The organism is Spirulina subsalsa FACHB-351, assembly GCF_026130165.1.
GTDB lineage: Bacteria > Cyanobacteriota > Cyanobacteriia > Cyanobacteriales > Spirulinaceae > Spirulina_A > Spirulina_A subsalsa_A.
The window spans coordinates 1-22,773 of record NZ_JAIHOM010000023.1 but is presented as its reverse complement, the minus strand read 5'-3'; the positions used below and the strand labels follow the sequence as shown (position 1 = coordinate 22,773).

General features: G+C 45.0%; 24 protein-coding genes and 2 pseudogenes. 20 read left to right on the top strand and 6 right to left on the bottom strand.

The features are described from left to right. Positions 1–163: 163 nt before the first annotated feature. The 10 genes and pseudogenes from K4A83_RS06450 to vapC all read left to right on the top strand — a co-directional run bounded on the left by K4A83_RS06450 (position 164) and on the right by vapC (position 8,632). The gene (locus K4A83_RS06450; protein WP_265263631.1) at positions 164–1,084 is read left to right on the top strand and encodes an IS630 family transposase; all 921 of its coding nucleotides are present in this window, start codon (positions 164–166) and stop codon (positions 1,082–1,084) included. A gap of 60 nt (positions 1,085–1,144) precedes the next feature. Next, the gene (locus K4A83_RS06445; protein WP_265263630.1) at positions 1,145–1,405 is read left to right on the top strand and encodes a hypothetical protein; all 261 of its coding nucleotides are present in this window, start codon (positions 1,145–1,147) and stop codon (positions 1,403–1,405) included. Between the two features lie 134 nt (positions 1,406–1,539). Further along, positions 1,540–1,875 (top strand): DUF433 domain-containing protein, encoded by a 336-nt coding sequence (locus tag K4A83_RS06440; RefSeq protein ID WP_265263629.1) that lies wholly within the window; start codon positions 1,540–1,542, stop codon positions 1,873–1,875. Then, positions 1,872–2,222, top strand: coding sequence for a DUF5615 family PIN-like protein (locus K4A83_RS23080; protein ID WP_407809909.1), 351 nt, complete (start codon positions 1,872–1,874; stop codon positions 2,220–2,222). Before K4A83_RS06440 ends, K4A83_RS23080 begins: the two co-directional genes overlap by 4 nt. A 263-nt stretch (positions 2,223–2,485) precedes the next feature. Beyond that, a complete protein-coding gene (locus K4A83_RS06430; protein WP_265263627.1) occupies positions 2,486–5,644 on the top strand; it encodes an SNF2-related protein in 3,159 nt (1,052 codons plus the stop codon). Between the two features lie 8 nt (positions 5,645–5,652). After that, the gene (locus K4A83_RS06425; protein WP_265263626.1) at positions 5,653–7,116 is read left to right on the top strand and encodes a hypothetical protein; all 1,464 of its coding nucleotides are present in this window, start codon (positions 5,653–5,655) and stop codon (positions 7,114–7,116) included. A 136-nt stretch (positions 7,117–7,252) separates the two neighbouring features. Continuing rightward, on the top strand, positions 7,253–7,759 hold the full coding sequence (locus tag K4A83_RS06420; protein ID WP_265263625.1) for a hypothetical protein: 507 nt from the start codon (positions 7,253–7,255) through the stop codon (positions 7,757–7,759). Continuing rightward, a pseudogene (locus K4A83_RS06415) lies at positions 7,756–7,875 on the top strand (type II toxin-antitoxin system PemK/MazF family toxin); the annotation flags it as partial. The gene K4A83_RS06420 and the pseudogene K4A83_RS06415, both read left to right, overlap by 4 nt. A 159-nt stretch (positions 7,876–8,034) precedes the next feature. Further along, positions 8,035–8,247 (top strand): type II toxin-antitoxin system VapB family antitoxin, encoded by a 213-nt coding sequence (locus K4A83_RS06410; RefSeq protein WP_265263623.1) that lies wholly within the window; start codon positions 8,035–8,037, stop codon positions 8,245–8,247. Continuing rightward, positions 8,234–8,632, top strand: a complete 399-nt coding sequence (gene vapC / locus K4A83_RS06405) for a type II toxin-antitoxin system VapC family toxin (protein ID WP_265263622.1) — start codon at positions 8,234–8,236, stop codon at positions 8,630–8,632. Before K4A83_RS06410 ends, vapC begins: the two co-directional genes overlap by 14 nt. Before the next feature lie 147 nt (positions 8,633–8,779). Here the strand turns inward: vapC and K4A83_RS06400 are convergent, their stop codons facing one another. Further along, a complete protein-coding gene (locus tag K4A83_RS06400; protein WP_265263621.1) occupies positions 8,780–9,304 on the bottom strand; it encodes a hypothetical protein in 525 nt (174 codons plus the stop codon). Positions 9,305–9,643: 339 nt separating this feature from the next. Between K4A83_RS06400 and K4A83_RS06395 the strand changes: the two genes are divergently transcribed. Beyond that, the gene (locus K4A83_RS06395; RefSeq protein WP_265263620.1) at positions 9,644–9,952 is read left to right on the top strand and encodes a hypothetical protein; all 309 of its coding nucleotides are present in this window, start codon (positions 9,644–9,646) and stop codon (positions 9,950–9,952) included. Then, a complete protein-coding gene (locus K4A83_RS06390; protein ID WP_265263619.1) occupies positions 9,952–10,302 on the top strand; it encodes an esterase/lipase family protein in 351 nt (116 codons plus the stop codon). Before K4A83_RS06395 ends, K4A83_RS06390 begins: the two co-directional genes overlap by 1 nt. A gap of 874 nt (positions 10,303–11,176) precedes the next feature. Here the strand turns inward: K4A83_RS06390 and K4A83_RS06385 are convergent. Beyond that, positions 11,177–11,503, bottom strand: coding sequence for a hypothetical protein (locus K4A83_RS06385; RefSeq protein ID WP_265263618.1), 327 nt, complete (start codon positions 11,501–11,503; stop codon positions 11,177–11,179). Between the two features lie 54 nt (positions 11,504–11,557). Beyond that, complete coding sequence (locus K4A83_RS06380) at positions 11,558–12,568, bottom strand: NAD(P)H-dependent glycerol-3-phosphate dehydrogenase (RefSeq protein WP_265263617.1); 1,011 nt, start codon at positions 12,566–12,568, stop codon at positions 11,558–11,560. Between the two features lie 233 nt (positions 12,569–12,801). Between K4A83_RS06380 and K4A83_RS06375 the strand changes: the two genes are divergently transcribed. Continuing rightward, the gene (locus K4A83_RS06375; protein ID WP_265263615.1) at positions 12,802–12,993 is read left to right on the top strand and encodes a hypothetical protein; all 192 of its coding nucleotides are present in this window, start codon (positions 12,802–12,804) and stop codon (positions 12,991–12,993) included. 57 nt (positions 12,994–13,050) lie between these two features. Here K4A83_RS06375 and K4A83_RS06370 read toward each other — a convergent pair whose 3' ends face one another. Further along, entirely contained in the window at positions 13,051–15,093 is a 2,043-nt protein-coding gene (locus tag K4A83_RS06370) for a tetratricopeptide repeat protein (RefSeq protein ID WP_265263614.1), read from the bottom strand. Positions 15,094–15,249: 156 nt separating this feature from the next. After that, positions 15,250–15,771: a 2-amino-4-hydroxy-6-hydroxymethyldihydropteridine diphosphokinase gene (folK, locus tag K4A83_RS06365; RefSeq protein WP_265263613.1), complete on the bottom strand. Its 522-nt coding sequence runs from the start codon at positions 15,769–15,771 to the stop codon at positions 15,250–15,252. 110 nt (positions 15,772–15,881) lie between these two features. On the opposite strand from folK, the gene K4A83_RS06360 reads away from it, so the two are divergent. The 5 genes and pseudogenes from K4A83_RS06360 (at position 15,882) to K4A83_RS06345 (ending at position 19,961) form a co-directional block, all read left to right on the top strand. Continuing rightward, the gene (locus tag K4A83_RS06360; protein WP_265263611.1) at positions 15,882–17,729 is read left to right on the top strand and encodes an asparagine synthetase B family protein; all 1,848 of its coding nucleotides are present in this window, start codon (positions 15,882–15,884) and stop codon (positions 17,727–17,729) included. A gap of 57 nt (positions 17,730–17,786) precedes the next feature. Further along, positions 17,787–18,104 (top strand): annotated as a pseudogene (locus tag K4A83_RS23075) (transposase); the annotation flags it as partial. Between the two features lie 45 nt (positions 18,105–18,149). Continuing rightward, on the top strand, positions 18,150–18,311 hold the full coding sequence (locus K4A83_RS06355; protein WP_265263610.1) for a hypothetical protein: 162 nt from the start codon (positions 18,150–18,152) through the stop codon (positions 18,309–18,311). 307 nt (positions 18,312–18,618) lie between these two features. Continuing rightward, positions 18,619–18,774, top strand: a complete 156-nt coding sequence (locus K4A83_RS06350; protein WP_265263608.1) for a hypothetical protein — start codon at positions 18,619–18,621, stop codon at positions 18,772–18,774. A 176-nt stretch (positions 18,775–18,950) separates the two neighbouring features. Beyond that, the gene (locus tag K4A83_RS06345; protein ID WP_265263607.1) at positions 18,951–19,961 is read left to right on the top strand and encodes a phosphoenolpyruvate carboxykinase (ATP); all 1,011 of its coding nucleotides are present in this window, start codon (positions 18,951–18,953) and stop codon (positions 19,959–19,961) included. Here K4A83_RS06345 and K4A83_RS06340 read toward each other — a convergent pair. Then, the gene (locus K4A83_RS06340; protein ID WP_265263605.1) at positions 19,955–20,359 is read right to left on the bottom strand and encodes a hypothetical protein; all 405 of its coding nucleotides are present in this window, start codon (positions 20,357–20,359) and stop codon (positions 19,955–19,957) included. The two genes, K4A83_RS06345 and K4A83_RS06340, sit on opposite strands and share 7 nt — an antisense overlap. Positions 20,360–20,609: 250 nt before the next feature. Between K4A83_RS06340 and K4A83_RS06335 the strand changes: the two genes are divergently transcribed. Both K4A83_RS06335 and K4A83_RS06330 read left to right on the top strand, forming a co-directional pair. Continuing rightward, positions 20,610–22,298: an NAD+ synthase gene (locus K4A83_RS06335; RefSeq protein ID WP_265263604.1), complete on the top strand. Its 1,689-nt coding sequence runs from the start codon at positions 20,610–20,612 to the stop codon at positions 22,296–22,298. A gap of 116 nt (positions 22,299–22,414) precedes the next feature. Beyond that, the gene (locus K4A83_RS06330) at positions 22,415–22,612 is read left to right on the top strand and encodes a hypothetical protein (protein ID WP_265263603.1); all 198 of its coding nucleotides are present in this window, start codon (positions 22,415–22,417) and stop codon (positions 22,610–22,612) included. The last annotated feature ends 161 nt before the right edge of the window (positions 22,613–22,773 follow it).

The window sequence follows — 22,773 nt, the reverse complement described above, 5'->3', positions numbered from 1 at the left end:
GTCTATCTGGATCGCGAATGGACTAGGGACTAGCTTCGGATATAATAACGTAAGTTTGATGACCGTGCTTCGCTGACTATACCGTTCCCGACTCCAAGGATGCGATCGCCTGCTCCCAAGACACAATCCTTAGAAATAACTCACTGCCAGAGGATTTAGACAAATGTCACCCCCTTTTCCTGAGAAAGAAAAACAGCTATCGAGTTTACAAGAATTCTTGAAAAGTTATCCTGGTGGGAAGGAATGTCTCCGAGCCTTAGCCGTAAAACTGGCTCTCGAAGGCTATACTTATCGTTCAATTGCCCAAATTATAGGATGTTCACCTGCTTTTATCAGTAAGTGGAAAAATGCCTTTGAATTCGGAGGAATAGAGGGATTAAAGTCTGGCTACAAAGGCTCTTCAGTATACTTAAATTCTAGAGAAAGAGAGAAAATAATTGACTGGTTGATTGAAAAAGAAGCCTGGGATATAACTGAACTAGAAAGCCATGTGTTAGAAGTTTATGATGTTGTATTCAAATCTCGTCAAAGTTACTACAGTCTTTTAAAAGAAGCCCGGATAAGTTGGCAAAAAGGCGAGCATATAAATCCGCGTCAAGACCCAGAACAAATTAGAGCTAAGAATGAGGAGATTGCTGGAATACTTGAAGAAAAACGGGAGGAGATAGAAGGGGGAAAGCTCAAAGTGTATTTGATAGATGAATGTCATCTCCATTGGGAAGATATCTGCGGATATCTCTGGAATTTCATCAAAAATCCGTTAAAGATCCCGTTAAAAAATCCAAGAGAGAGGCAAACATACTATGGAGCATTAGACTTGATGAGTGGAGAATTTATAATGTTTCGTTATCCCACAGGAAATGGAGAAGATTGGCGAGTGACCTGTGTCAAATTTGCTCCTTATGCCCCTCAATGTAATCCAGTTGAAGCCATTTGGCTACAACTTAAAACCTTGCTGAGAAGAGCTTATCGCTTTGGCAAGACTTTTAAAATTGTTAAACGTTTGTTTGAAATGTTTGTGGATTTCAAATTATTCAATCTTCCCGATTTGAAGAGATACGATGCTTTTTCACAATTCGTTTAGACTCGCTATATAGGTCTAGATTTACATTCAATGCACAAGGAGCATGAGTATGAGAAGAAAATGTCTGATGTGCGCCGCGATATTACCAGCCAATTCAAGATCATCGCTGTCGACCTAGAACAGCAAATTGAGTCACAACTTCAAGAATTTGAATCACTGGTTTATGTTCAACTTGAAAAGAACATTGCTGAAGCACGTCGAAAAACTGAGTCAGAAATGTCTACTTCTCATACAGAAATCGGACAAATTGTAGCGATCAGGAAAGAACTGGAAGTAATCATACTAGAGATACAACGTGCCGCTACGTCTACTGTGCTTTGATGAGAAAATAAATCTATTGCTCTTTACACAGGAATAAACTGAAATCTTGAGATCACTTAACCTTATCCCAAGATTTTGGCTTGGGATAATTCTATGTTTGATAGAATTGAGAGAGGCCACATGAGGTTTTAACTATGTCTCTTGCAATTTCGGCAGAACCTGCACCCTTGACAGTCAACCTTGATGGTGTAGTTCGGGTTGGTGGAACGCGGGTAACTTTAGACACCGTCATTACTGTATTCAAGCAAGGGTCAACTGCTGAGGAGATTGTCTACCGTTATCCATCTTTAAGATTAGGTGATGTTTATGCTTCAATTGCCTTCTATCTCAACCATCAAGAGGATGTAGAAGCGTATCTCAAGCAGCGGCAGCAACAAGCGCAAGAAATTCGACAAAGGAATGAGGCTCGATTTGATCCGCAGGGCTTGCGCGATCGGCTACTGGCTCGAAGAGTCGAGCAACAAGGATGATTAAGTTACTAGCGGATGAAAACCTAGACAACACGATTATTAGGGGGTTGCTGCGTCGAAATCCAGATATTGATATAGTCCGAGTCCAAGATATCGGTCTGTCAGGAGAAGATGATCCTGTTGTGCTTGAGTGGGCGGCTAATGAGAGGCGTGTCCTACTGACGCATGACGTGGCAACGATTACTCGCTATGCCTACGAAAGGTTAGCTCAGGATCTCGCTATGCCAGGGGTAGTTGAAATTCGCACAGATGCACCCGTAGGCAGCGTCATAGAAGACATCTTCATTATTCTAGAGTGTGGTGTCGCAGAGGATTTAGACGGTCAAGTTTATTACCTGCCTATGTAAAGCGGCGACGGCATAACACTGCGTTGGTGCGGACGGTACAAAGGTTACCGGTGAGAGTTCAAGGTTATCTGCCGCCGCACAACTTCACCGTTATGTTGCTGAAGACCTCTGCTGAGACATAGGCGAAAGGCTATCGCTGGATGAAAGATTATAGAAACTTTTCCGGGTCGATGGTATAAAATTAGTAAGAACCTGATTTTCCTTTCTAAGGATGAGGGCAAACTAAGTAAAATTGGTTTAATCTGCTATGCTGTGGAGTAATTGTGACTGAACTGCCTTGGAATCCTAAATTGCCAGGTCAACAGGTTAGAATGCGTAATGATCCTGGCAAGCAAGGAGTGACTACAGGAAAAGTCAGAGAGTCTGCTGGTCGGTTGTTGGTCGAAGTTGATTTTGGACCAAACGAAAAAAGCCTGAGAAAGTTTGATCAGCTAGAGCTTATAGAGCAGATAGAGAACCTCCGAACACTATTGAGGAAAGGAAGTTATGGTTCGCTGTTTGATTTGAGGCGAATCATGATTTATGAAAAAGTCAAAGGACAATTGACGAACATCCTTTACAGCATGGAGTCAAGCAATACAGACTTCTACCCTCATCAATTTAGACCTGTTCTAAAATTCCTTGACTCACCAGTAGGAAGAATATTGGTTGCAGATGAGGTAGATCTTGGAAAGACGATTGAAGCGGTTTTCATTTGGAAGGAACTTCAAGCTCGTCAAGATGCCCGACGCTTACTTATTATTTGCCCTGCGATGCTGAGAGACAAATGGAAAACAGATCTCTCAACAAGATTCAACATTGATGCTGAATTTACTAACGCAAAAAGACTTGCTGAGAAAATAAAAAGAATTCTACAAAACAGTGTTCGAAAAGACTCGGTAGCCTTTACATATGTTGCGAGTTTGGAAGGAATACGTCCATCTAAAAGTTGGGATGATCCAGAAAATTCTGACCCGCGCTCTGAATTAGCAAGACTTCTTGAGCAGAACATATCCACAGATGAATTTAGCATTTTTGATTTAGTTATTATTGATGAAGCACATTATCTTCGTAATCAAGAAACTTCAAGCAACCAATTAGGTCAATTACTGAGAGATGCAGCAAAACATCTAGTTCTCTTAACAGCCACTCCAATCCAAATAAGCAGCAATAATCTATTTCAAGTTCTTAAGCTTGTTAGCCCTGAAGATTTCGAGTATCAACAAGTTTTTGATCAGATGCTCCAAGCCAATAAGCCGATTATTGATGCTCTCTATCTTCTCTGTCAGATTCCTTTGAATCTTGAAGCAATATCTGATTCTATCCATCGTGCTCAAAAGCATCTCTATTTTAGAGATAACAATAGACTCAATTTAGTTTGTACAGAAATTCAAAAGGAAATAGACAATCATTCTCAACCAGATATAGATCGTTTAATTAGGTGGCGACAAACTATAGAGAGTTGTTCTCTACTCGGTCAGTTCATGACACGTAGCCGCAAGCGTGATGTCTTAGAAAACCGTGTCAAACGCTCCCCACAAGCTCTAGAAATAGAATTTTCTCCTTTGGAGAGGCAAGTTTATAACCATATTTCAAGCCAAATTCGGAAATTAGCTAGAGGGCAAAGAGGTGTTGCTTTTTTCAGTCTTGTTATCCGTCAACGACAAATGGCTAGTTGTATGGTAGCAGCACTGAAAAGCTGGAAAAATCAGGGCATTATTGATGATTTTCTGAATGACGATATTTTTACCGAAAATCTATGGGAAGACTTTGGATTAATAACTGATGATGAATTATTAGAAGATCAGTGGCCATTTGCCAATATAGAAATTAGTGATGAGGAAATTAGCCAGCTAAAGAAGCATGATAGTAAATATAATAGTCTGATCGCTTTTCTGAAAGAAAAATTATCTGATAATCCAGACGAAAAATTTGTTCTTTTTGCTTATTTTCGTGGCACTTTAGATTATCTAAAAGAAAGACTGGAAGAAAATGGAATTTCCAACTGTGTTATTCATGGAGGAATTGAATCCGATAAAAAAGACGTTCTAAATCTATTCAGGAATACGAAAACGTCAATTCTACTCTCATCAGAAGTCGGAAGCGAAGGAATTGATTTGCAGTTTTGTCGATTTCTAATTAATTATGACCTTCCTTGGAATCCAATGAGGGTTGAGCAAAGAATAGGACGTTTAGATCGTCTAGGGCAGCAAGCTGAAAGAATATCAATCATTCATTATAAGATCAATAATACTGTTGAAGAGAGAATCTTAAATAAACTGTACGAAAGGATTGATATTTTCAGAGAAAGTATTGGAGATATTGAGGAAATTTTAGGGGAAGAAACCGAACACTTAATTAGTGATTTGTTAAATCCTGATTTATCAGAACCCGAAAGAGAAGAGAGAGCTAATCAAACTCTTAGTGCCATAGCCAATAAAAAGGCTGACCAAGAAAGGCTAGAATCGGAAGCTATTAATATGATGGCTTTTAGCGATTATATCCTAAATGCCATCACACAGAGTCGAGAGCAAGGAAGATGGTTAAGACCAGAGGACATTAAATCTTTTATTGATGACTTTTTTCAACTTTACTATCCTGAGACAAAAATAACACCTCAAAAAGATGCTTTTATCGAGGTCGATCTTTCGCCTTCTGCAAGAATTGATCTGAGGCTTTTCTGTGAGCAAAAGCGCCTTTCTACGCCCACGAAATTATATATCGCTCCTGTAAGATGCTTGTTCGATCCTAAAAGAGTTGAATCTATGGGAAAAGGAGGGATAGAACTTCTCGATTCTACTCACCCACTAATTCAATGGATTCGATATGAGTATGATAAGCACTCTAGTGTTTCAGGTACAGCACATCCATTTCATGGAATTTCAGCTATCGAACTAGAGAGTAAGTTTGTAGATTGTAAGTTAGGAACTTATATTTACACTATTCATCTTTGGGAGTTGAAAGGTTTACGAACAGAAACGCGACTGGCTTTCCGGGCAGTTCATCTTGAGAGCGGGGATAAGCTATCAGACAATATTGTAGAAGTTATTTTAGATAAAGCCCTTTCTTATGGCAAATCGAAACCAAATGCCGCTAATTTGCTAGATTCAGCGCAGATCCTAGAAGCATATGAGAAATGTGAAGAAGAACTTCAGCTTGTGTTTCTAGAAATTTCAGATGCCTTTGAACAAGAAAATATTGATCGGTGCAATGTCCAAGAACAAAGTGTAAGAGCTTACTCTGGAAGAAGATGTTATGAACTACAACAACGAATCAATCGATTTAGATTTGAGGGCAAGCTTAGGATCATCCCAGCTTTAGAAGGACAATTGAAAAAACTAGAGCAGGATTGCCAAGTGAATCTGAAAAGAATAGAACAAAAACGTGAATGTCAAGTTCGTAATCCAGAACTAGCGGCTGGACTTATTTTTATTACTTACTAGATCGATGTATGGTAGTCTCTCAAGTCAGTCTAAATCTCGGAATTGATTTTGGCACAAAATATACAAAGGTTTGTGTTAGAGACACAGATCGTGACGAATCTTGGGTTGTAATACCAGGTGAAGCCAATTCTCTTCTGGGGAGTGCGTTAATTTTAAGTCAAATTGGAATTAAGACAGACGGAACTTTGGTTGCTGGCTTAACGGAATCAGAGTGGGAAACAGAAAAGGTATCTTGCGATGTCATTATAGATTTTCTAAAGATGCGACTAGCGCACCTTGATCCTGGACGACAGCATCAATACTGGTATTCTCCAGTATTATCTGACTTTCAAGGTAATAACCTTTCTTCGTGTAATGCTCTAGAAAATCTCTGTGCTTTTTTCCTGTATCGAATAATACAACGCTCGATAGAATGGATTTGTCAGGATGATCCAGATAGATTCAAGAATGTAGAAGTCGATTGGAGCGTACAGATAGGAGTACCAGTTGAATATTGTGATTCTCCATCGCTAGTGAGATTTAGGCGAGTTTTGTGTCTTGCATGGCATTTCTATGAGATCAATATCATTGATGTTAGATTTAATGAATTAAATGATTATTTAGATGATATACACCAGTCTTTGGTAATTGATGAAACACCTTGTCTAGGAATTCCTGAGATCGCTGCGGCTGTTTATTCTTATACCTTTTCCCGCCAAGCTAGACAGGGTGTTTATATTTTTTTCGATATTGGTGGTGGGACAACTGAGGGGGCAGCATTTAAGTTCTATAGAACTACGGATGATCAACCAAAAATAGACTTTCTTTCAGGTTTAGTTGAACCTATAGGAGTGAACGCATTAGCAAAGAGAATCGCTCAACACTCAAATGAATTAGAACTAAAAGTTTCCCAAGCAATAGTCAATCGTGGAGAAAGGATTCTAAGCGGTATTGAAAAAGTTTCTAAAAGATATGCATCTCAGTCACCCCTAAGAGTAGGCGATCATATCGCTAACAAGTATCGGGTTTCAACAAAAGTGGTGAAAAAAAATTTAAATAATAACGATATTAATCTTTATCTTCTGCAAATCCTTATTTTATCCCAGGCACTGATTCACCGTCAGGTTGCGACAGTAATTCGTACTTGTTGCAAAAAACTACCATATGGAGAAAGAACGGCTATTTCTGTATTTCTAGGAGGAGGAGGAAAAGTTTCTGCTTACTACCAAGACACTATTTATGCGACATACGATGCCTTTCAACTGTCTTCAACAGGGATGCCCCGATACCGTATGTTGGATGTTCCACGCCCACGAGACTTTGATATGAAAGGTATTGACGAACAGCATTTTCATCGCTTCTCAATCGCCTACGGATTATCAATTCCTGACTACCAAGCGCCAGAATTTAGACTCCCTAGACAATTTCGAGACACTCCACCTCTACCAGTTGGTCAAAGGTGGATTCCAGAGACAGCTTTAGATGATGGATAATTGCTGGGGTTGATAGAAAAGTAGAAGCAACCGCAGCATAACAACCCGGCTGGAGCGGACTGAAGGGAGATCTCAATGGAGATGCAAAGGTTACTTGCAGCCGCTCAGCCGGAACGTTAGGCATCAGGAGGGGCGTGTGCCAGTCAATATTATTCATCTCAGTGAAAATGATGTTGCGTTGTTGCAATCTATAAAGAAGTGCAACAAAATATCAAAGCCAAAAATCCTACTTATATCGGAGTATATGGCTATAAATTTGAAAAGACTGACCAATCATGGTGGTCATCTCAGAAAACAATATGCAATTAGCGTATGGGAAAGCTTTACATCACAAATTAAAGTTTTGGACAGTCTTTCCAGAGGGCGATTTGAGCTAGAATACAGTAAAGACCATGAGACAGTCATGATGATGCCTGCTACTAGCCCAACTATCCAAGATGTTTATGCTTATATCACTCGCATCTTGCCACCAACTGCCTTACTACAGTTAGCAGCTCTAATTTTGAATGGTTTGACCCAGCAAAATAATTCTGTTGTGGATGACAGCGATACTTGGACTGAGCAAGACCAGTTAGAATTAGCAGCCTTTTCTCTACAGCACTTTAGTACAACTTCTCTTGGCAATGAGGAGACGAGTGAGTGACTTTTAATTCTGGCGATATTGTTACCGTTGATTTTCCCGGTGTCACAGGTATTAAACGTCGTCCTGCTGTTGTGTTATCTTCCGCAACCTATCACGCAAACCGTCCTGATGTTATTTATTCAGAATAATGGTGAGCCGCCCACATCGGAAGAAGTTGCAGAGGCATTCAAAGCAAAGTATCTACAACTTGCTGGCGGTAGATGAGCTAGAGAAGTTTAGGTACAGGTTAAAATTTAGGGATATAAGTTCAGCAATTTCATCTGTAGGTAAACCTCATGCAAGTCACCCTTAATCTTGATGAAGCCCTTATTAATGAAGCTTTTCAACTGACAAAGCTGACTACTCAAGAGGAGTTACTGAATTTAGCCCTGAGAGAGCTTGTAAGATCGCGTCGTAAGAAAGACCTTCTCGACCTGGCAGGGCAAATTCAGTTTGCCCCAAATTTCGACCACAAAGCCTTGCGTGAAACTCGTCATGCTGCTGATTGATACGTCTGTTTGGATCAGCGTCTTTCGAGATCGTAGTGGTCAAGTTCGCCAACAGCTTGCAACCCTGATTGCTAATCGAGAAGTTTTACTTACTCGCTTCACTCAGCTTGAGTTGCTGCAAGGTAGCCTAAACGAGCAAGAGTGGACTCTCCTCTCTACTTATCTTGAAACACAGGACTACGTTGAACTCACGCCTTCTTCGTGGCAAGAGGCTGCACGTATCTACTACGAATTGCGTCGCCAAGGACTTACCGTTCGTAGCCCAATCGATTGTTGTATTGCTCAAGCAGCACTGGAAAACAATTTGCTTTTGATTCATAACGATCGTGATTTTGAAACCATTGCCCAAGTGCGCTCTCTTCAACACCTTCGTTTTCAGCCTTAAATCTTCTATCGTACTTAAAGGTTATCGGTGGGGTTAAGCCAGCTAACACTGCGCTGCAACGGACGGAACCGAGATCTTGGTGGAGATGCCAAAGTTGTTTGCCGCCGTTGAGCTTCACCGTTCGACTGCTTGAGCCTTTGGTTGGGACTAAGCGGCTCTAAAGTGAACTATTAGGGTTTGAGATTGCCGATTCAGCGAAACGCTCTTTTGATTGCCAAATACCTCATTTAGTTTTTCTGTGGCAACAACGATAAATGACCATTTATCCAGATTAAGAATGTTGACCTTTTGTGTGTCCTGCTCCTCGTAAACACAAAAAATATAACAATCAGCACTACGACTCTCTTGGTCAGCCATGACATTTTCTTTAGAATCCCATCCTCTTTTTTTAGCGATATCAAATTTAATTAGTGACAGTTTTTTTTGTTGCCAACTTTGAACATAGGCTGATGATTTCACCTCAATCTTTTTATCGCCATACGTTAAATCGACTGCATCCCATTCAATTCTCGGTTGGTGTGTCAAATTTAATGCAACTGCAACCAAAAATTCAGCAAACACAGATCGATTCCGATTAGACAAGATATCAGAATAAGCCCAAGCCCAAAAATCTTGAACTGTCACATTGGCTTCTGAAACTAGCTCTGAACCACTAAGTTTTGAGATTTCCACACCTTTTACCTGTCAACTACTAGATTTACAGCCTTTAGCGGAAGCCCTCGGGGAGGGCGTTACTTGGCAGAGCCAAGTAACGAGGAATACAGTCTCTCTATCACTAGAATTTAGAGAATTGGTATAATATAGCGCTGCGCGCTAGTGTAATTACAGGTTAGAATTAGGTGAGTTGACAAAAATCTCAGGAAACAGCTTATGGCGATCGCGTACAGTGAAGACTGCGGCTTTTCAGTACTGTAACTACAAAAGCGCGCAGCGCTATAGCTGAAACCTGGCAAGGAGAAAGAAAGCAATTTTCTGGACTGAGTGCTAACCAATCAACAAAGGAGAATGAACATGACCTTTCGTAAACCGATAACCACTCTAGGCGGTCTAATCTGGTGGAATAATATTAAACAGAACGAGCATTTTATTATGCAGGAACATAAGGTCGGCCTTCCGATTTGGCCATACAAGTATAGAATCACAATGCGTCAAAACGGAATGGAGATCGCTAATTCAAACGATTTAGAAGAAATCACGCTGGATTGGAAGTATCTTGAAAGAAATGCCGTACCACAAATTGAGCACCAGATTGATATCGGCGAAAAAGCATCGAAAATAGATTACATAGGGATACTCAACAAAGTCCTGAAGTATTTATAATGAGCTTCATTGATGAAATTGTGATTCTTCTGCATGGATTCAATAAGGGTCCAGATGATATGATGCCTTTGGCATCAAGGTTCAAAGAATTAGGCTACGAGTCCATTGTGCCTAGGTTGCCGACATTATTTGGGTCATTGGAAGATTGCGTGTCGTCATTGGAAATACAGTTATTTGATGTTATTTCTGATTGCCGTTCGTTTTTCATTGTGGCTCACAGCATGGGGGGTCTAATTGCCGAGAGCTATTTACTCAAAAACCCCTCAGAAAAATTAAGTGGAAAAGTATATATTTGTTCGCCATTTGGCGGAACCAGGCTTGCAAAAATCGGATTCAGGCTACCTATATAGCTAGTCCTAATGAGACGTGAACTGTGGGCTATTGTCCTAGTTGAATTGCAGGCGAACCTTTTTAGCACGACTCAGATAGGTTCGCTATATTTTGCAAGGTGATAAAGCCGATTGAGAGTCTCGCGAGTGGCTTTTCTTTTTGTCACGCAGCCAAAGGAGTAAATATTGGTGTTATTTCCGGGTCGAAATGCAACCTGTTTCTTGGAAAGATGTTCATTAATGAAGAGAATGACGGCAGAGTGGAGGTTTCCTCGTCGAATATAGCATCAGCCGCTGATCGCCTAATTTTAAATTACGGCCACAAGGAGATACACCACTCCATGGAGTGCATTACACAAGTTTTGTACTTTATCAAGAATGGTAAGTTCTGTCATCGCAAAGCCCAACAAGGCGCTGCACTGGACGGAGATTCCGCTGCGCTCCATCCCCGCCAGTGAGCTTTGCCGTTAGGTAGCAGCGGAGCCGATCAAATGAAGAAATTTTCCTCGGATAATTGGCTGGTAGTAATATTTGTTTTATCTGCAATGTCGGGTGAAGACCCTCGGTTTTACCGACGGGATGAAACCTGACCAATATAGAAACAGCGATTAGGAAAGAGCTTCCCATCCATCAATTTGATGTTCACAAAGCTGCCGATGCGGCTTTTCAGTATTTGTAACTACACAAGCGCGCAGCGCTATACCTAGACAGTTTGCAGGGCAAGCAGAACCAGGAGCGATGTATGAACATCATGCCCAGCGAGGGGAAGCCACAGGGACTTGACAAAAGTCACACAAGCTTAACTTGTCAAAATTGCCTATTCCCTATTCCCTATTCCCTGACCAGAGGAGAAAAGGCTTAACTTGTCAGGATTGAGCAAGCCCTAACTGCCCCATTAATCTAATTCTTCCGTCGAAAGATGGGGTTGACGGGGAGTGGAACCCTTGGCTAAAGAAGCCGCACGGATGGGGCGATATTCTTTCGGGGGTAACACCGACTGACGGGCTAGAGCGGGCTTGGGTTGGTCTGGAACAGGGGGAGCGCCGATGATTTGCAGATATTCAATTAACTTCTGGGAGCGCTCCCATTGGGAGTTCCCTTGGGCTGTTTCTAGGGCGCGGCGTAGGGCATCGGCCAGAGGTTCAACTCCCACCACTTCTAAGAATTCTGAGAAGTCAATGCTGGGGGTGGGGGCAAGATTTAAAGGGTTCGGTTCGTTCATGGTTGGAGTTAGAAATTCAGAGAGTGGGAAGGTGGGAGATGAGCCAAGGGGACTTCACAAGTCGAGATCATCAAATTCAGCTTTAAGATCCCGTTCCATCAAGGCTTGTACAGCCTGTTGGGGGGTAATTTTACCGTTGATGAGGCGATACACCTGATTAGAAATGGGGACGGCTATATCTTCTTGTTTGGCCAGTTTGATTAAAACGTTGGTGGTGTTCACCCCTTCGGCGGTTCCTTCGAGGTGTTCTAGTATATCTTCTAGGGTGCGGTCTTGGGAGAGGCCATAACCGACTTGATAGTTGCGGGATAGGGGACTGTCACAGGTGGCTAATAAGTCTCCTAAACCCGATAGACCAAAAAAGGTTTCTGGGTCGGCTCCGAGGTGGGTTCCGACGCGAATCATTTCGGGGAGGGCGCGAGTGAGTAGGGCGGCCTTGGCGTTGGTGCCGAGTTTTAAGCCATCACAGACTCCCGATGCGATCGCCATGACATTTTTCAGGGTGCCGCCTAACTCGGTTCCCAAGGGATCTGTATTCACATAAACCCGAAAGGTATCACAGGAAAATAGCACTTGTACTGTTTCGGCCGCTTCCACATTCCGACTCGCTACTACTGTGGCGGCCGGGAGGTCTTGCATGATTTCTTTAGAGAGATTGGGCCCCGATAACACCACCACAGGATGATCCGGGAAAGCGTCTTGCCAAATTTGAGAGGGAGTTTTTTGGGTGAGGGGATCCAGTCCTTTGGTCGCTGTGACAAAAATCACCTCTTTGGGGATAGAGAGGCCCTGCAATTGTTCCACCACACTCCGCACCCCTTTCATGGAAACGGCCGAGAGAATCACATTGGCCCCTTCGATCACTTCCGGGAGGGTTTTAGCACTGCGACGGGACCAGAGGCGAACCTGATGACCACTGCGTTGAGCAACATGGGCTAAAGCCGTACCCCAAGCGCCCGCCCCAATGGTGCTGAGGTGGATGGGTTGGGAGACAGAGGCGACATTCTGATTGACTTGTGACCCAGATTGGGCTGATGGCATAGCAGAAGTCGGAAAATTGGTCATGATTTCTGTTCCGGTTAAGTGCAAATCATCTGAACCGACCTGTTGCAGGTGGTTCGGTTTAGGATACCCCGTTCAAGGCTGCTCCTCTGTTCTATGTTATCGCTATTCTGGGTCATCCGATTCCTGCTCTCCTATTGGGTCAAACGTTTACAGTCTGACCTAGACCCAACCTATCCGGATCACAGGAGAAGCCCCCGTAAAGAGGACTATAAGCCCTTACAGGATTTATAGTTATGTTTACAGCTTTAATGCTCTCTAGTTTGTTGAATGGTTATTCCTTGCCTACCCCTAATCTGGGTCAAGGAATGGAAAGCTTGAATGCTTTGCCTACTCTCACCGAATCGGTGGAAGTGTCCTATGATAAAAGCCGTTCTCGTCGCCGTCGTGGGACGGGACGACGGGAAATGTTGTGGTTCCAAAATTGAACAAAATAGCGACGCATTCCCCCACCTCGCCCCAGGCAGGTGGGGTGAGCTTCATTTCTAGGGGGTGGGACGGCCTAACTGTTCGAGTTGGTATTTTGCATCTTCATAACACCCTAAACGTCCCACATCTAGACAACGTTGGGCTGACTCTTGAAAATCGGCGATCGCCTGTTCTCGCTCCCCCATCGTCAGATGTAACATCCCCCGGTCATAGTAGGCTACGACATGATCGGGGTTTAACTCTAAGGCGGTGGTAAAGTCTGCGATCGCACCCCGTTGATCCCCTAAATCCCGTCGCACCAGTCCCCGGTTATAGTAGGGGTCTGGGTCATCGGGATCTAATTCAATGGCAATGTTATAATCCTTCAGCGCCCCTAATAAATCCCCGGTGCGGCGGTAGACTAAGCCTCGATTTTGATAGGCGAGGGGATGGGTGGGCCGGAGATTAATCGCTTGATTACAGTCTAAAATCGCCCCTTCGTGGTCATCCAAATTAGAGCGGGTGAGGCAGCGATTTAAATAGGCGGCGGCGAGGCTAGGATCTAACACAATGGCTTGATTATAGTCGGCTAGGGCTTGGGGTTCGTTGCCCTGATCAGCATGAACTAGCCCCCGATTCACATGGACTTTCGCCATGTTGGGATTCTGTTCTAGAGCCGCATTATAATCCGCAATGGCCCCGGGGCGATCGCCGATTAAATAGCGCAAATTGCCCCGTTGATAATAGGCTTCATCTAAATTACTGCCTCCCAACTGAATCACCGTGGTTAAATCATCAATCGCCCGTTGATTTTGCCCAAGGGTGCGATGAACCATTGCCCGTTGATAGTAGGCTTCAGCTGAGTCAGGATGTTGGTCAATCAAACGGCTATAGGTGGCGATCGCAGCTTGATAATCTCCCTTCAAGACTTGTTCCCGGGCCTGTTGCAAGGACTGACCCCGTAATACTCGTTGCGGCACTCCCAAGGCTATAATCAGCCCCACCAAGACCCCAATCCCCAACACAGCTACTCCCACCCATTTAAGGGGGAAAGAGGGGGTTGATGAGGCGGCTGGTGCCGAATCAGAAGACGTGGGGGGCTGATTGATCTTGGGAGGAGGGGGAGGCTTGGGCAAGGCAGAGGCTCCATTTTTGTTCACCACAGATTCCACCTCGGATTCCTGGCCGTCTGACTCCTTCACGGCTACTGGTGTGGCTGTCATCACCGGCACCGATCCATTTACTCCCTCTTCCTGATGGCCATTGGACACCAGCGCCCCTTGGGCTGTTTCCCACTGTTGTAAATCGACTAACACATCCGTCGCGCTTTGATAGCGTTGCTGATAGTCAGGATGAACCATCTTTTTCAAAATGGCCAGTAAGCGGGGATGGATTTTGAGGTTGGTTTCCCAACTTCCCTCATCTGCCTTCTTTTCGGCCGCTGGGTCAAACTGGGTTAAATCTTCGGCGGAATAGCCTGTGAGGGCTTGAATTCCAATCATGCCTAAAGCATAGAGATCACTATTAAACTGGGCTTTCCCGATGGCTTGTTCTGGGGGAATATAGACGGTTGTATCATGGGGGGGTTTGTCCATTTCTTCCCCCTGACTGCGCAGGATTTGGGTGCTAATTTCGCGAAAAATTCCAAACCCTGTAATCACAATATGATCGTCAGACTGACGATGAATCAAGTTAGAGGGTTTAATGCCTCGATGAATAATTTCTCGACTGTGAACAAAGTTTAAGACCTCTAGCACCTCAACCAGTAACTCTACCACTCGTTCTTCTGGGAAGGGATGACCGGGTATGATATCTTGACTGAGCGATCGCCCACTGATAAACTCTTCAACCAGATAAAAACTCTGATTTTCAGCAAAATAGTCCAAAATTTTGGGAATTTGGGGATGACTTCCCAAGGTTTTCAGGGCTTCTGCCTTTTTCTCAAAAATAGCTAAACTCACTTCTACCGCTTTAGTGGGCTGACTCGGCAAGCGCAATTGTTTCACCACACACCGAGGATAACCCGATTGTTGCGTATCACCCACTAAAACCGTTTGTCCCATAGCTTCCGAGCCAAGGGATTGAATAAATTGATACCGTTGATTGAGGAGTTGCCCCATGCCCCTTATCGGTGATGCCCGCTAGTAGATTGTATCTGTTTAACATTATGGCAAAACCCAAGATGATTGACCGAATTTCTGTGAGGAAACCTTTGATATTGTTATTGATTGATGATAGTTCCTTGGACTACTCCTCGATGTGAAAGCGCGAGTCAGTCAGTGCTGGGCAGGAGAGGAAGAGATCACCCCGGAAGAATCGACTAAACGGGCTAATTGTGCGATCGCCATTCCGGAGATAGGTTCAATCCAATCCGGTGCAATTTCCGCTAAAGGGAGCAGGACAAAAGCCCGTTGAGTCATGCGAGGATGGGGAATCTGGAGGGGGGGAGAGTCGATAATCCAATCCTCGTATAACAGTAAGTCTAAATCTAAGGTGCGCGGCCCCCAAGGTTCACGGCGCAGTCGTCCAAATTCTCGTTCAATTTCCAGTAATCTATGGAGGAGTTCACTGGGGGAACGTTGCACATCTAACACCGCGCAACCGTTGAGATAATCCGGTTGAGGGGGGCCAACGGGGGCGGTTTTGTACCAACTGGATATTAACTTAACCTGAATCCCCGGACTCTGGTCAAGGGTTGCGATCGCCTTGTTTAAAATCGTCAGAGAGTCGCCAACAGGACTGCTAAGATTACTACCGAGAGCGATCGCTACGCGACACTTCGTGAACGCACTGCGCATAAATTCTGTTCCCCACTTCGTCCAGTGCAGTTCACTTTAACATAGTTGAATCTAAAGCCCTTGCCTACAATCCTAAGCAAGAAACCTTAACCCAACAGGAATGAGCAGCCATGAGTGGAATTTGTGGGATATGGCACCGCGATCGCAGTCCCCTAGATAGTAGTATTTTGCACCAGATGACCGAGTTTTTAGCCTACCGGGGGCCCGATGGTACCCACGACTGGCAACAAGCAGAAATCGGTTTTGGCCATACCCTGTTACACTGTCACCAAGATAGCCAACCCGATGGCATTTACCATTTACATCACTTCTCCCTCACGGCCGATGTGCGCTTAGATAACCGTCAGGAATTAGTCACCCAACTGCAACAGCATCATTGTCCTGTCACCCTTCACACTTCCGACTCTGAATTGCTCCTCTGGGCCTATCACACTTGGGGAAAATCCTGTTTAGACTACTTACTCGGAGATTATGCCTTTGCCCTATGGGATAGTAAAGCCCAGCAACTTTGGTGTGTGCGAGATCCCTTGGGAGTCAAACCCTTTTTTTATGCCCAAGTGGGGGCAATTTTCCTGTTTAGTAATACCCTAAAAGCCTTACGATTACATCCGGCCGTCTCCGCTCAACTTAATCAAGATGCGATCGCCGACTTCCTGCTCTTCGACTTCAACCAAAACCCCAAAACCACCGTTTTCCAAGACATTCAACGGCTCCCCGGAGGTCATACCCTCACCTGTACCCCCCAACAGATCTACCTTCAACGTTACTGGACTTTACCTGTCCCCCAATTCCTGCCCTATCGTCGTGATGAGGACTATCTTGAACCCTTCCAACACCTGATGAATCAAGCCGTCACCGACCGCTTACGGCGACGAGAAGCCGCCATTTTCCTCAGTGGTGGGTTAGACTCCACCATGCTCGCCCAAACCGCCTTAAACGCTGTGCCAGAGGGCAATTATCAAGCCTTCACCGTCATCTATCGGGAACTGTTTAAGGATCCCGAAGGAGACTATGCCCAAATCGTGGCCGACTCCCTCCACCTTCCCCTGAAACTAATCTCAGCCGATCATTATGTCCCCTTTCAAGGGTGGGAAAACCCCGCCTTGCACCCCCCTGAACCTTACAATATTCCCTTTCTCACCCAAGATTACAACCTTCACCAACAAGTTTTAACCCATAGTCCAGTCGTCCTCTACGGCCAAGGAGGAGACGAAGGAATGCGCCCCTCTCCCCTGACCGAATTAGGTCGCGGAATGCCCCTAGGTGAGCTATTACGGGGCCTTGGGCGTACCCTATGGCGAGAACGTTTGAAACCTCCCTTCGGCACCGGAATTTTAGCTCAATTGCGGGGACAAAATCGGGATATCTGGCGAGGATATCCCCAATGGTTGAACCCAGAATTTGAGCGCCGTTATGAATTGCGCGATCGCTGGCAAACCGTCATCCAAACCCAACCCCACTCCCCCCATCCTTGGCGCAGCAAAGCCTATGAGGATCTTCTCCAGCCCCTCTGGTGGTATAACTTTGAAGCCACCGATCCCGGTTTCTCTCGCGTCCCCCTCGAAATTCGCTATCCTTTCCTCGACCTACGACTCCTCAACTACTTACTCTCCCTCTCCCCCCTACCTTGGTTTATCAATAAACACCTCCTGCGCGTCACCCTACAAAAGCACGTCCCCTCCACCATCTGGCAACGTCCCAAAACTGCCTTAGCCGGAGATCCTGTCTATATCTACCTACAAAAAGGACTCCAACCTTGGCAATCTGCCCAGCAACAACACCGAGAATTATTGGCAAACTACATTGACTTAGACGCATTATTGTGCATTACCCAGCAGCCCAACCTATCCCCAAACCTTGCTTGGTCGAGTCTACGTCCAGTCAGTTTAGGATATTGGTTGGAACATTTTAACAAAATGTTGCGGACTTCCCCTTCCTCCCTTGCAGGGAGGGGATGAATAGCAACCAATAAACCAACTGAGCGATCGCGAATTCTCGGATGAGCAGCTACAATATTATCGGCGGTTTATGGCAAGACTGCCCGTTGCCGTGAGGACTTTCTACACAAACTATCCCGCAAGATAGTCAACGAAAACCAAGTTATTGCTGTAGAGAATCTGAAGGTAAAAGGGGTGTTACGAAACCACAAGCTAGCCAAGCACAAAATATCAGAAATGAAGCCTTGCGGCTCTTGTCGTTGGGAACCAGCGATACTGCCTGGGGAGGGAGTGTAAGACAACCTAGCAAAACATCGGTGCAAAACATCGGTTTTGTTAGATGCAGTTCCCGTTGAATCAGGAAGCCCCATCCTCGCCAACGGCAGGGTGGGGTAGTTCACAATAAAACTAAATCATCTATAGGATTCATTAAATCATCGAATGACAAACCAAGTAACTGAAACCGATCTGAAGCAAAAACAACCCTATTATGCTCCCCAAGTCCAATGTTATGGGGACATTAAAACCCTGACCCAAAGTGTGGCTATTCGGGGGAATAACGATGGTGCTGGTCCCCGGGCTGTTCCCAACCGGACTATCTAGGGTCTGCTGAATAAGGCTCTAATCCCGAGAATAGGGGAGCAGGGGAGCAGGGGAGCGGGGAATTGACAATTGACAATTATCAATTATCAATTCTCAGGGGAGCAGGGGAGCAGGGGAGAAATTATCAATTGACAATTATCAATTATCAATTGACAATTATCAATTATCAATTATCAATTATCAATTCCCTGTTCCCTAGCCCCACGAGTAAAGTTATATGCCTAACGGCACAATCCGATGATGTGGCATTTTTTCTCCCATTGTCTAAAATGAGGATGACACATTCTGTCTATAGGATCATGTGATCATGAACGAAACCACTTCAAACTCTCCTAGCAAACAGCCTTACCATGTTCCTCAAGTGCAATGTTATGGGGCCGTCCAAGACCTAACCCGAAGTGTGGCTGTTGACGGCAACCGTGACGGTGCGGGGGAAAATTCCGTTCCCAATCGGACGGACTAGGGACCCATTCACCATACCTGAAAGAAATCCATTATTCGGACTGCCTCCGAGTTCCCATCTACGCAAGGGCAGGGAAGATCAAATTAACCCATGTCTCGTGACGAGGAAAGAGGGGATCATTGTTTTTGTCTAGATTGATTCCTTGTTAAATCCGGTTAGCATACAGGGCGCACCCAGTGATGATACATTACCAAGTCTATGGTCTAGAATTGTGTTCCGATGCCCCCATTCCGGGTGTTGCACCTGTGACTTCAACCCTTCCCCCCGAGAATTTAATTCCAGTGTCTTGGGGTCAACCCCTCCCCCAGAGGCTGAATCATCTTGCTCCTTGGTATGTGAGTCCCACTCGGGATTTAGCTGGACTCCCTCTGTTAAGGGTTTGGCGTTCCTCACCCCAAGAATCCCTATCCCCCAACTTCTATCATTTCCGCTACAGTGAGGGGGTGGATTTTCTGGTGCAATGTCGCCCCACTTGGCAGATTTGGACGACTTGGCAACCGCCCCTAACCTTAGAAGATGCGGCCACCTATTTACTTGGCCCGATTTTGGGCTTTATTTTGCGCCTCAAAGGGTTGATTTGTTTACACGCTAGCGCCGTGGCTATTGGGAATCAGGCGATCGCCTTTTTAGGCAGTAGTGGGGCTGGCAAATCAACCACAGCCGCCGCTTTTGCCCAACAAGGTTATCCCATTTTGGCCGATGATGTAGTGGTGTTAACTCCCCATCAGCCCCAATTTTTAGTACAACCCGCCTATCCCCGACTCCGTTTATGGTCGGAGTCAGTTCAACACCTCTACGGTTCGCCGGAACATTTACCCCGCATTGTTCCCAGTCATCCCACTTGGCATAAACAGTATTTAGACCTCACCCAACCGGGGTATCAATTTCAACCGAATCCCTTACCTTTGAAGGCTATTTATCACTTACAGCCCCGGAGTGATCAAGATCATGCCCCTTACTTAACCTCAGCTTCCTTGCGGGATCATTTAATCACCCTCGTCACAAATACTTATACCAACTATCTGCTAGATAAACCCCAACGCCAACAGGAATTTATCCTGCTCCATGAGCTACTCAAAATGACCCTAGTGAAAAAAATCACTCCTCACAAACACCCTGAACGTCTTCCTCAACTCTTAGAGCTAATTTTGGCGGATCTTGCCAATCTAGCCCAGAAAAATCAATGAACCCGTTGGGCGAGTAATTGTTCTTCTAAGGCTGCAATTCGATGATAGGCCGCCGTCACTTGAGCCGTTAACCGTCGAATTTGTAACTCTGGAGCTAAATCTTGATCCGACAAATTATAGTCCGGGGGAATGTCCCATCCTTCCTCGTCTTTGAGAATATCTTTGTGCATCATTTCTAAGTTTTCTGACTCTTGAGCATGGGGGGGATAAACAGGTAGATCATTCCATAACAACGGGGGGGATAGAGCATCAAACTCCCCAGAAAGCCGCTCTTGGGAGGAAGAAACAGAACAAGATGCCACACATTGATTGAATTGATGGGTTAACTGTTCCATCATTTGATAAAGGGCGTCAACTTTATAGTTGAGTGTTAGCAGTTGTTGCTGTAGACCGTCCATAAATATTTTCTCTCTTAATTTCAGTCATCTTTAATGAATTCCATCCTAGGTCTTGTCTGAACCGTCAGGAAACTATATCCTGATTCATTTAAGAATTGTCGTAATACTTGTTGTGGGTGATTTTCTCAGGAAATGTATTAAAAAATACATTTAAAAAATCCGTAGACAAGAGCCAAGAGGTAAAAATGCTATATTAGCTGTGATCTCTGGGCTGTAACGCCCTTTTTCCCTGCTTTTCCAACTATTCCCTATGAAAATTGCGATCGCCCAACTCAACCCCACCATTGGGGATTTATCCGGTAATGCCCAAACCTTACTAGAAATTGCTCAAACCGCAGCTAATCAAGGCGTTCGCCTCTTATTAACCCCAGAATTATCCCTCTGTGGCTATCCCCCCCGTGACCTACTCCTACGTCCTCAATTCATCGCTAATCTGGCTCAAAAACTGGTCGATTTAGCTTCAGAATTCCCCCCCCAATTAGCGGTATTAGTTGGCACTGTCGAAGTGAATCCCTACGCCACCGAAAAGGGAGAAAAAAGCCTATTCAACAGTATGGCTCTCTTACAACATGGTAAAATAGAACGGGTGTTTCATAAAAGGTTACTTCCCACCTATGATGTTTTTGACGAACATCGTTATTTTGCCTCCGGGGAAGAAGCCAATCTCTTCGTCTTGTATGGACACCGTACCCCAGAAACTCACCTCAAAATTGGGGTGACAATTTGTGAGGATCTCTGGAATGATGAGCAGTTTTGGGGGAAACGCACCTATCAAGTTAATCCCCTTGAAGACCTAGCTAATGCACAAGTGGATTTAATTGTCAACCTTTCCGCCTCTCCCTATACCCTCGGAAAACAAGCCTTGCGGGAGTCGATGTTAAAACATTGTGCGACTCGTTACGGCATCCCGATTATTTATACCAACCAAGTGGGCGGTAATGACGATTTATTGTTTGATGGATGTAGTGTTGCCATGAATCGTCAGGGCGAGATTGTAACGCGGGCTAAGGCATTTGGGACAGATTTAGCGATCGCCGAATATGATTTAGAAACCCAAGACTTAACCCCCACCACCGTCAAGCCTCTTCCCAGCAGCGCCGAGGCGGAAATCTGGTCAGCCCTCGTCTTGGGAGTGCGAGACTATGCCCGTAAATGTGGGTTTTCTAGAGCCGTGTTAGGGTTAAGTGGTGGTATTGACTCCGCCTTAGTCGCTGCGATCGCCGCCGAAGCCTTGGGACGAGAGAATGTCCTCGGCGTTTTAATGCCCTCCCCCTACAGTTCCGATCACTCCATCAGCGATGCCGAACAATTAGCGCAAAATATAGGCATTCAGAGTCAAACCCTCCCCATTGAACCCGCCATGAAGGCCTATGATCAACTGCTTGCTCCCCTCTTTGCCGGAACAGAATTTGGCATTGCTGAGGAAAATATTCAATCTCGGATTCGGGGCAACTTATTAATGGCGATCGCCAACAAATTCGGCTATCTTCTCCTCTCCACAGGCAACAAATCCGAAATGGCCGTTGGTTACTGCACCCTCTACGGCGACATGAACGGCGGTTTAGCCGTCATCGCCGATGTCCCCAAAACCCGAGTCTATGCCCTTTGTCAATGGCTCAACCAAGAACAGAGCCTCATCCCACCCGCCATCCTCACCAAAGCCCCCAGTGCCGAACTCAAACCCGGACAAACCGATCAAGACTCCCTCCCCCCCTACGAAATCCTCGATGATATCCTCTCCCGTCTTATCCATCATCACCAATCCCCTCAAGAGATTATTGCCGCCGGACATTCCCCCCAAATCGTCCAAAAAGTCAGCCGTCTCGTCAATCGTGCCGAATTCAAACGCCGTCAAGCCCCCCCCGGTTTAAAAATCACAGATCGCGCCTTCGGCACAGGTTGGAGGATGCCCATTGCCGTTGTCATGGGCAACTGGTGAATGGCTCACGCTTGGGTCAATAACGATTACAAAAACGTTACACTCCTACCAAAATCCCTAAAATACTGAAGTACAATGAGTGTATATACTCATTTCACGGCTTAGGGATTCTAACCATGTGCCTCCAAAAAACATGGGCTGTTCTCGTCGCAACATCTCTCACCCTCACCACCCCCTCCCTCGCCCAAGCTGCCCAGTTATATAGGGCTACCCCCCTCCCCGGAGTCATTCCCAATCTAGCTTGGGTTGAACGGTCCAACGGTTTTTACCGATCATGTTTTCTTGAAAGCCCCGATACTTTAGGACGGGGATGAAAAGAAAAACAGTATGTAACCCGCGAAGCGTCAGCACTTAATGAGCCTTGCCAGTTTTATTAAGTGTGTTATAATGGGAGCATGATAACGATGACCTACGATTTCAAACTCAAGCCTAAAAAGTCTCAAGTCCAAAGGATTGAGATGCACCTTGAAACGTG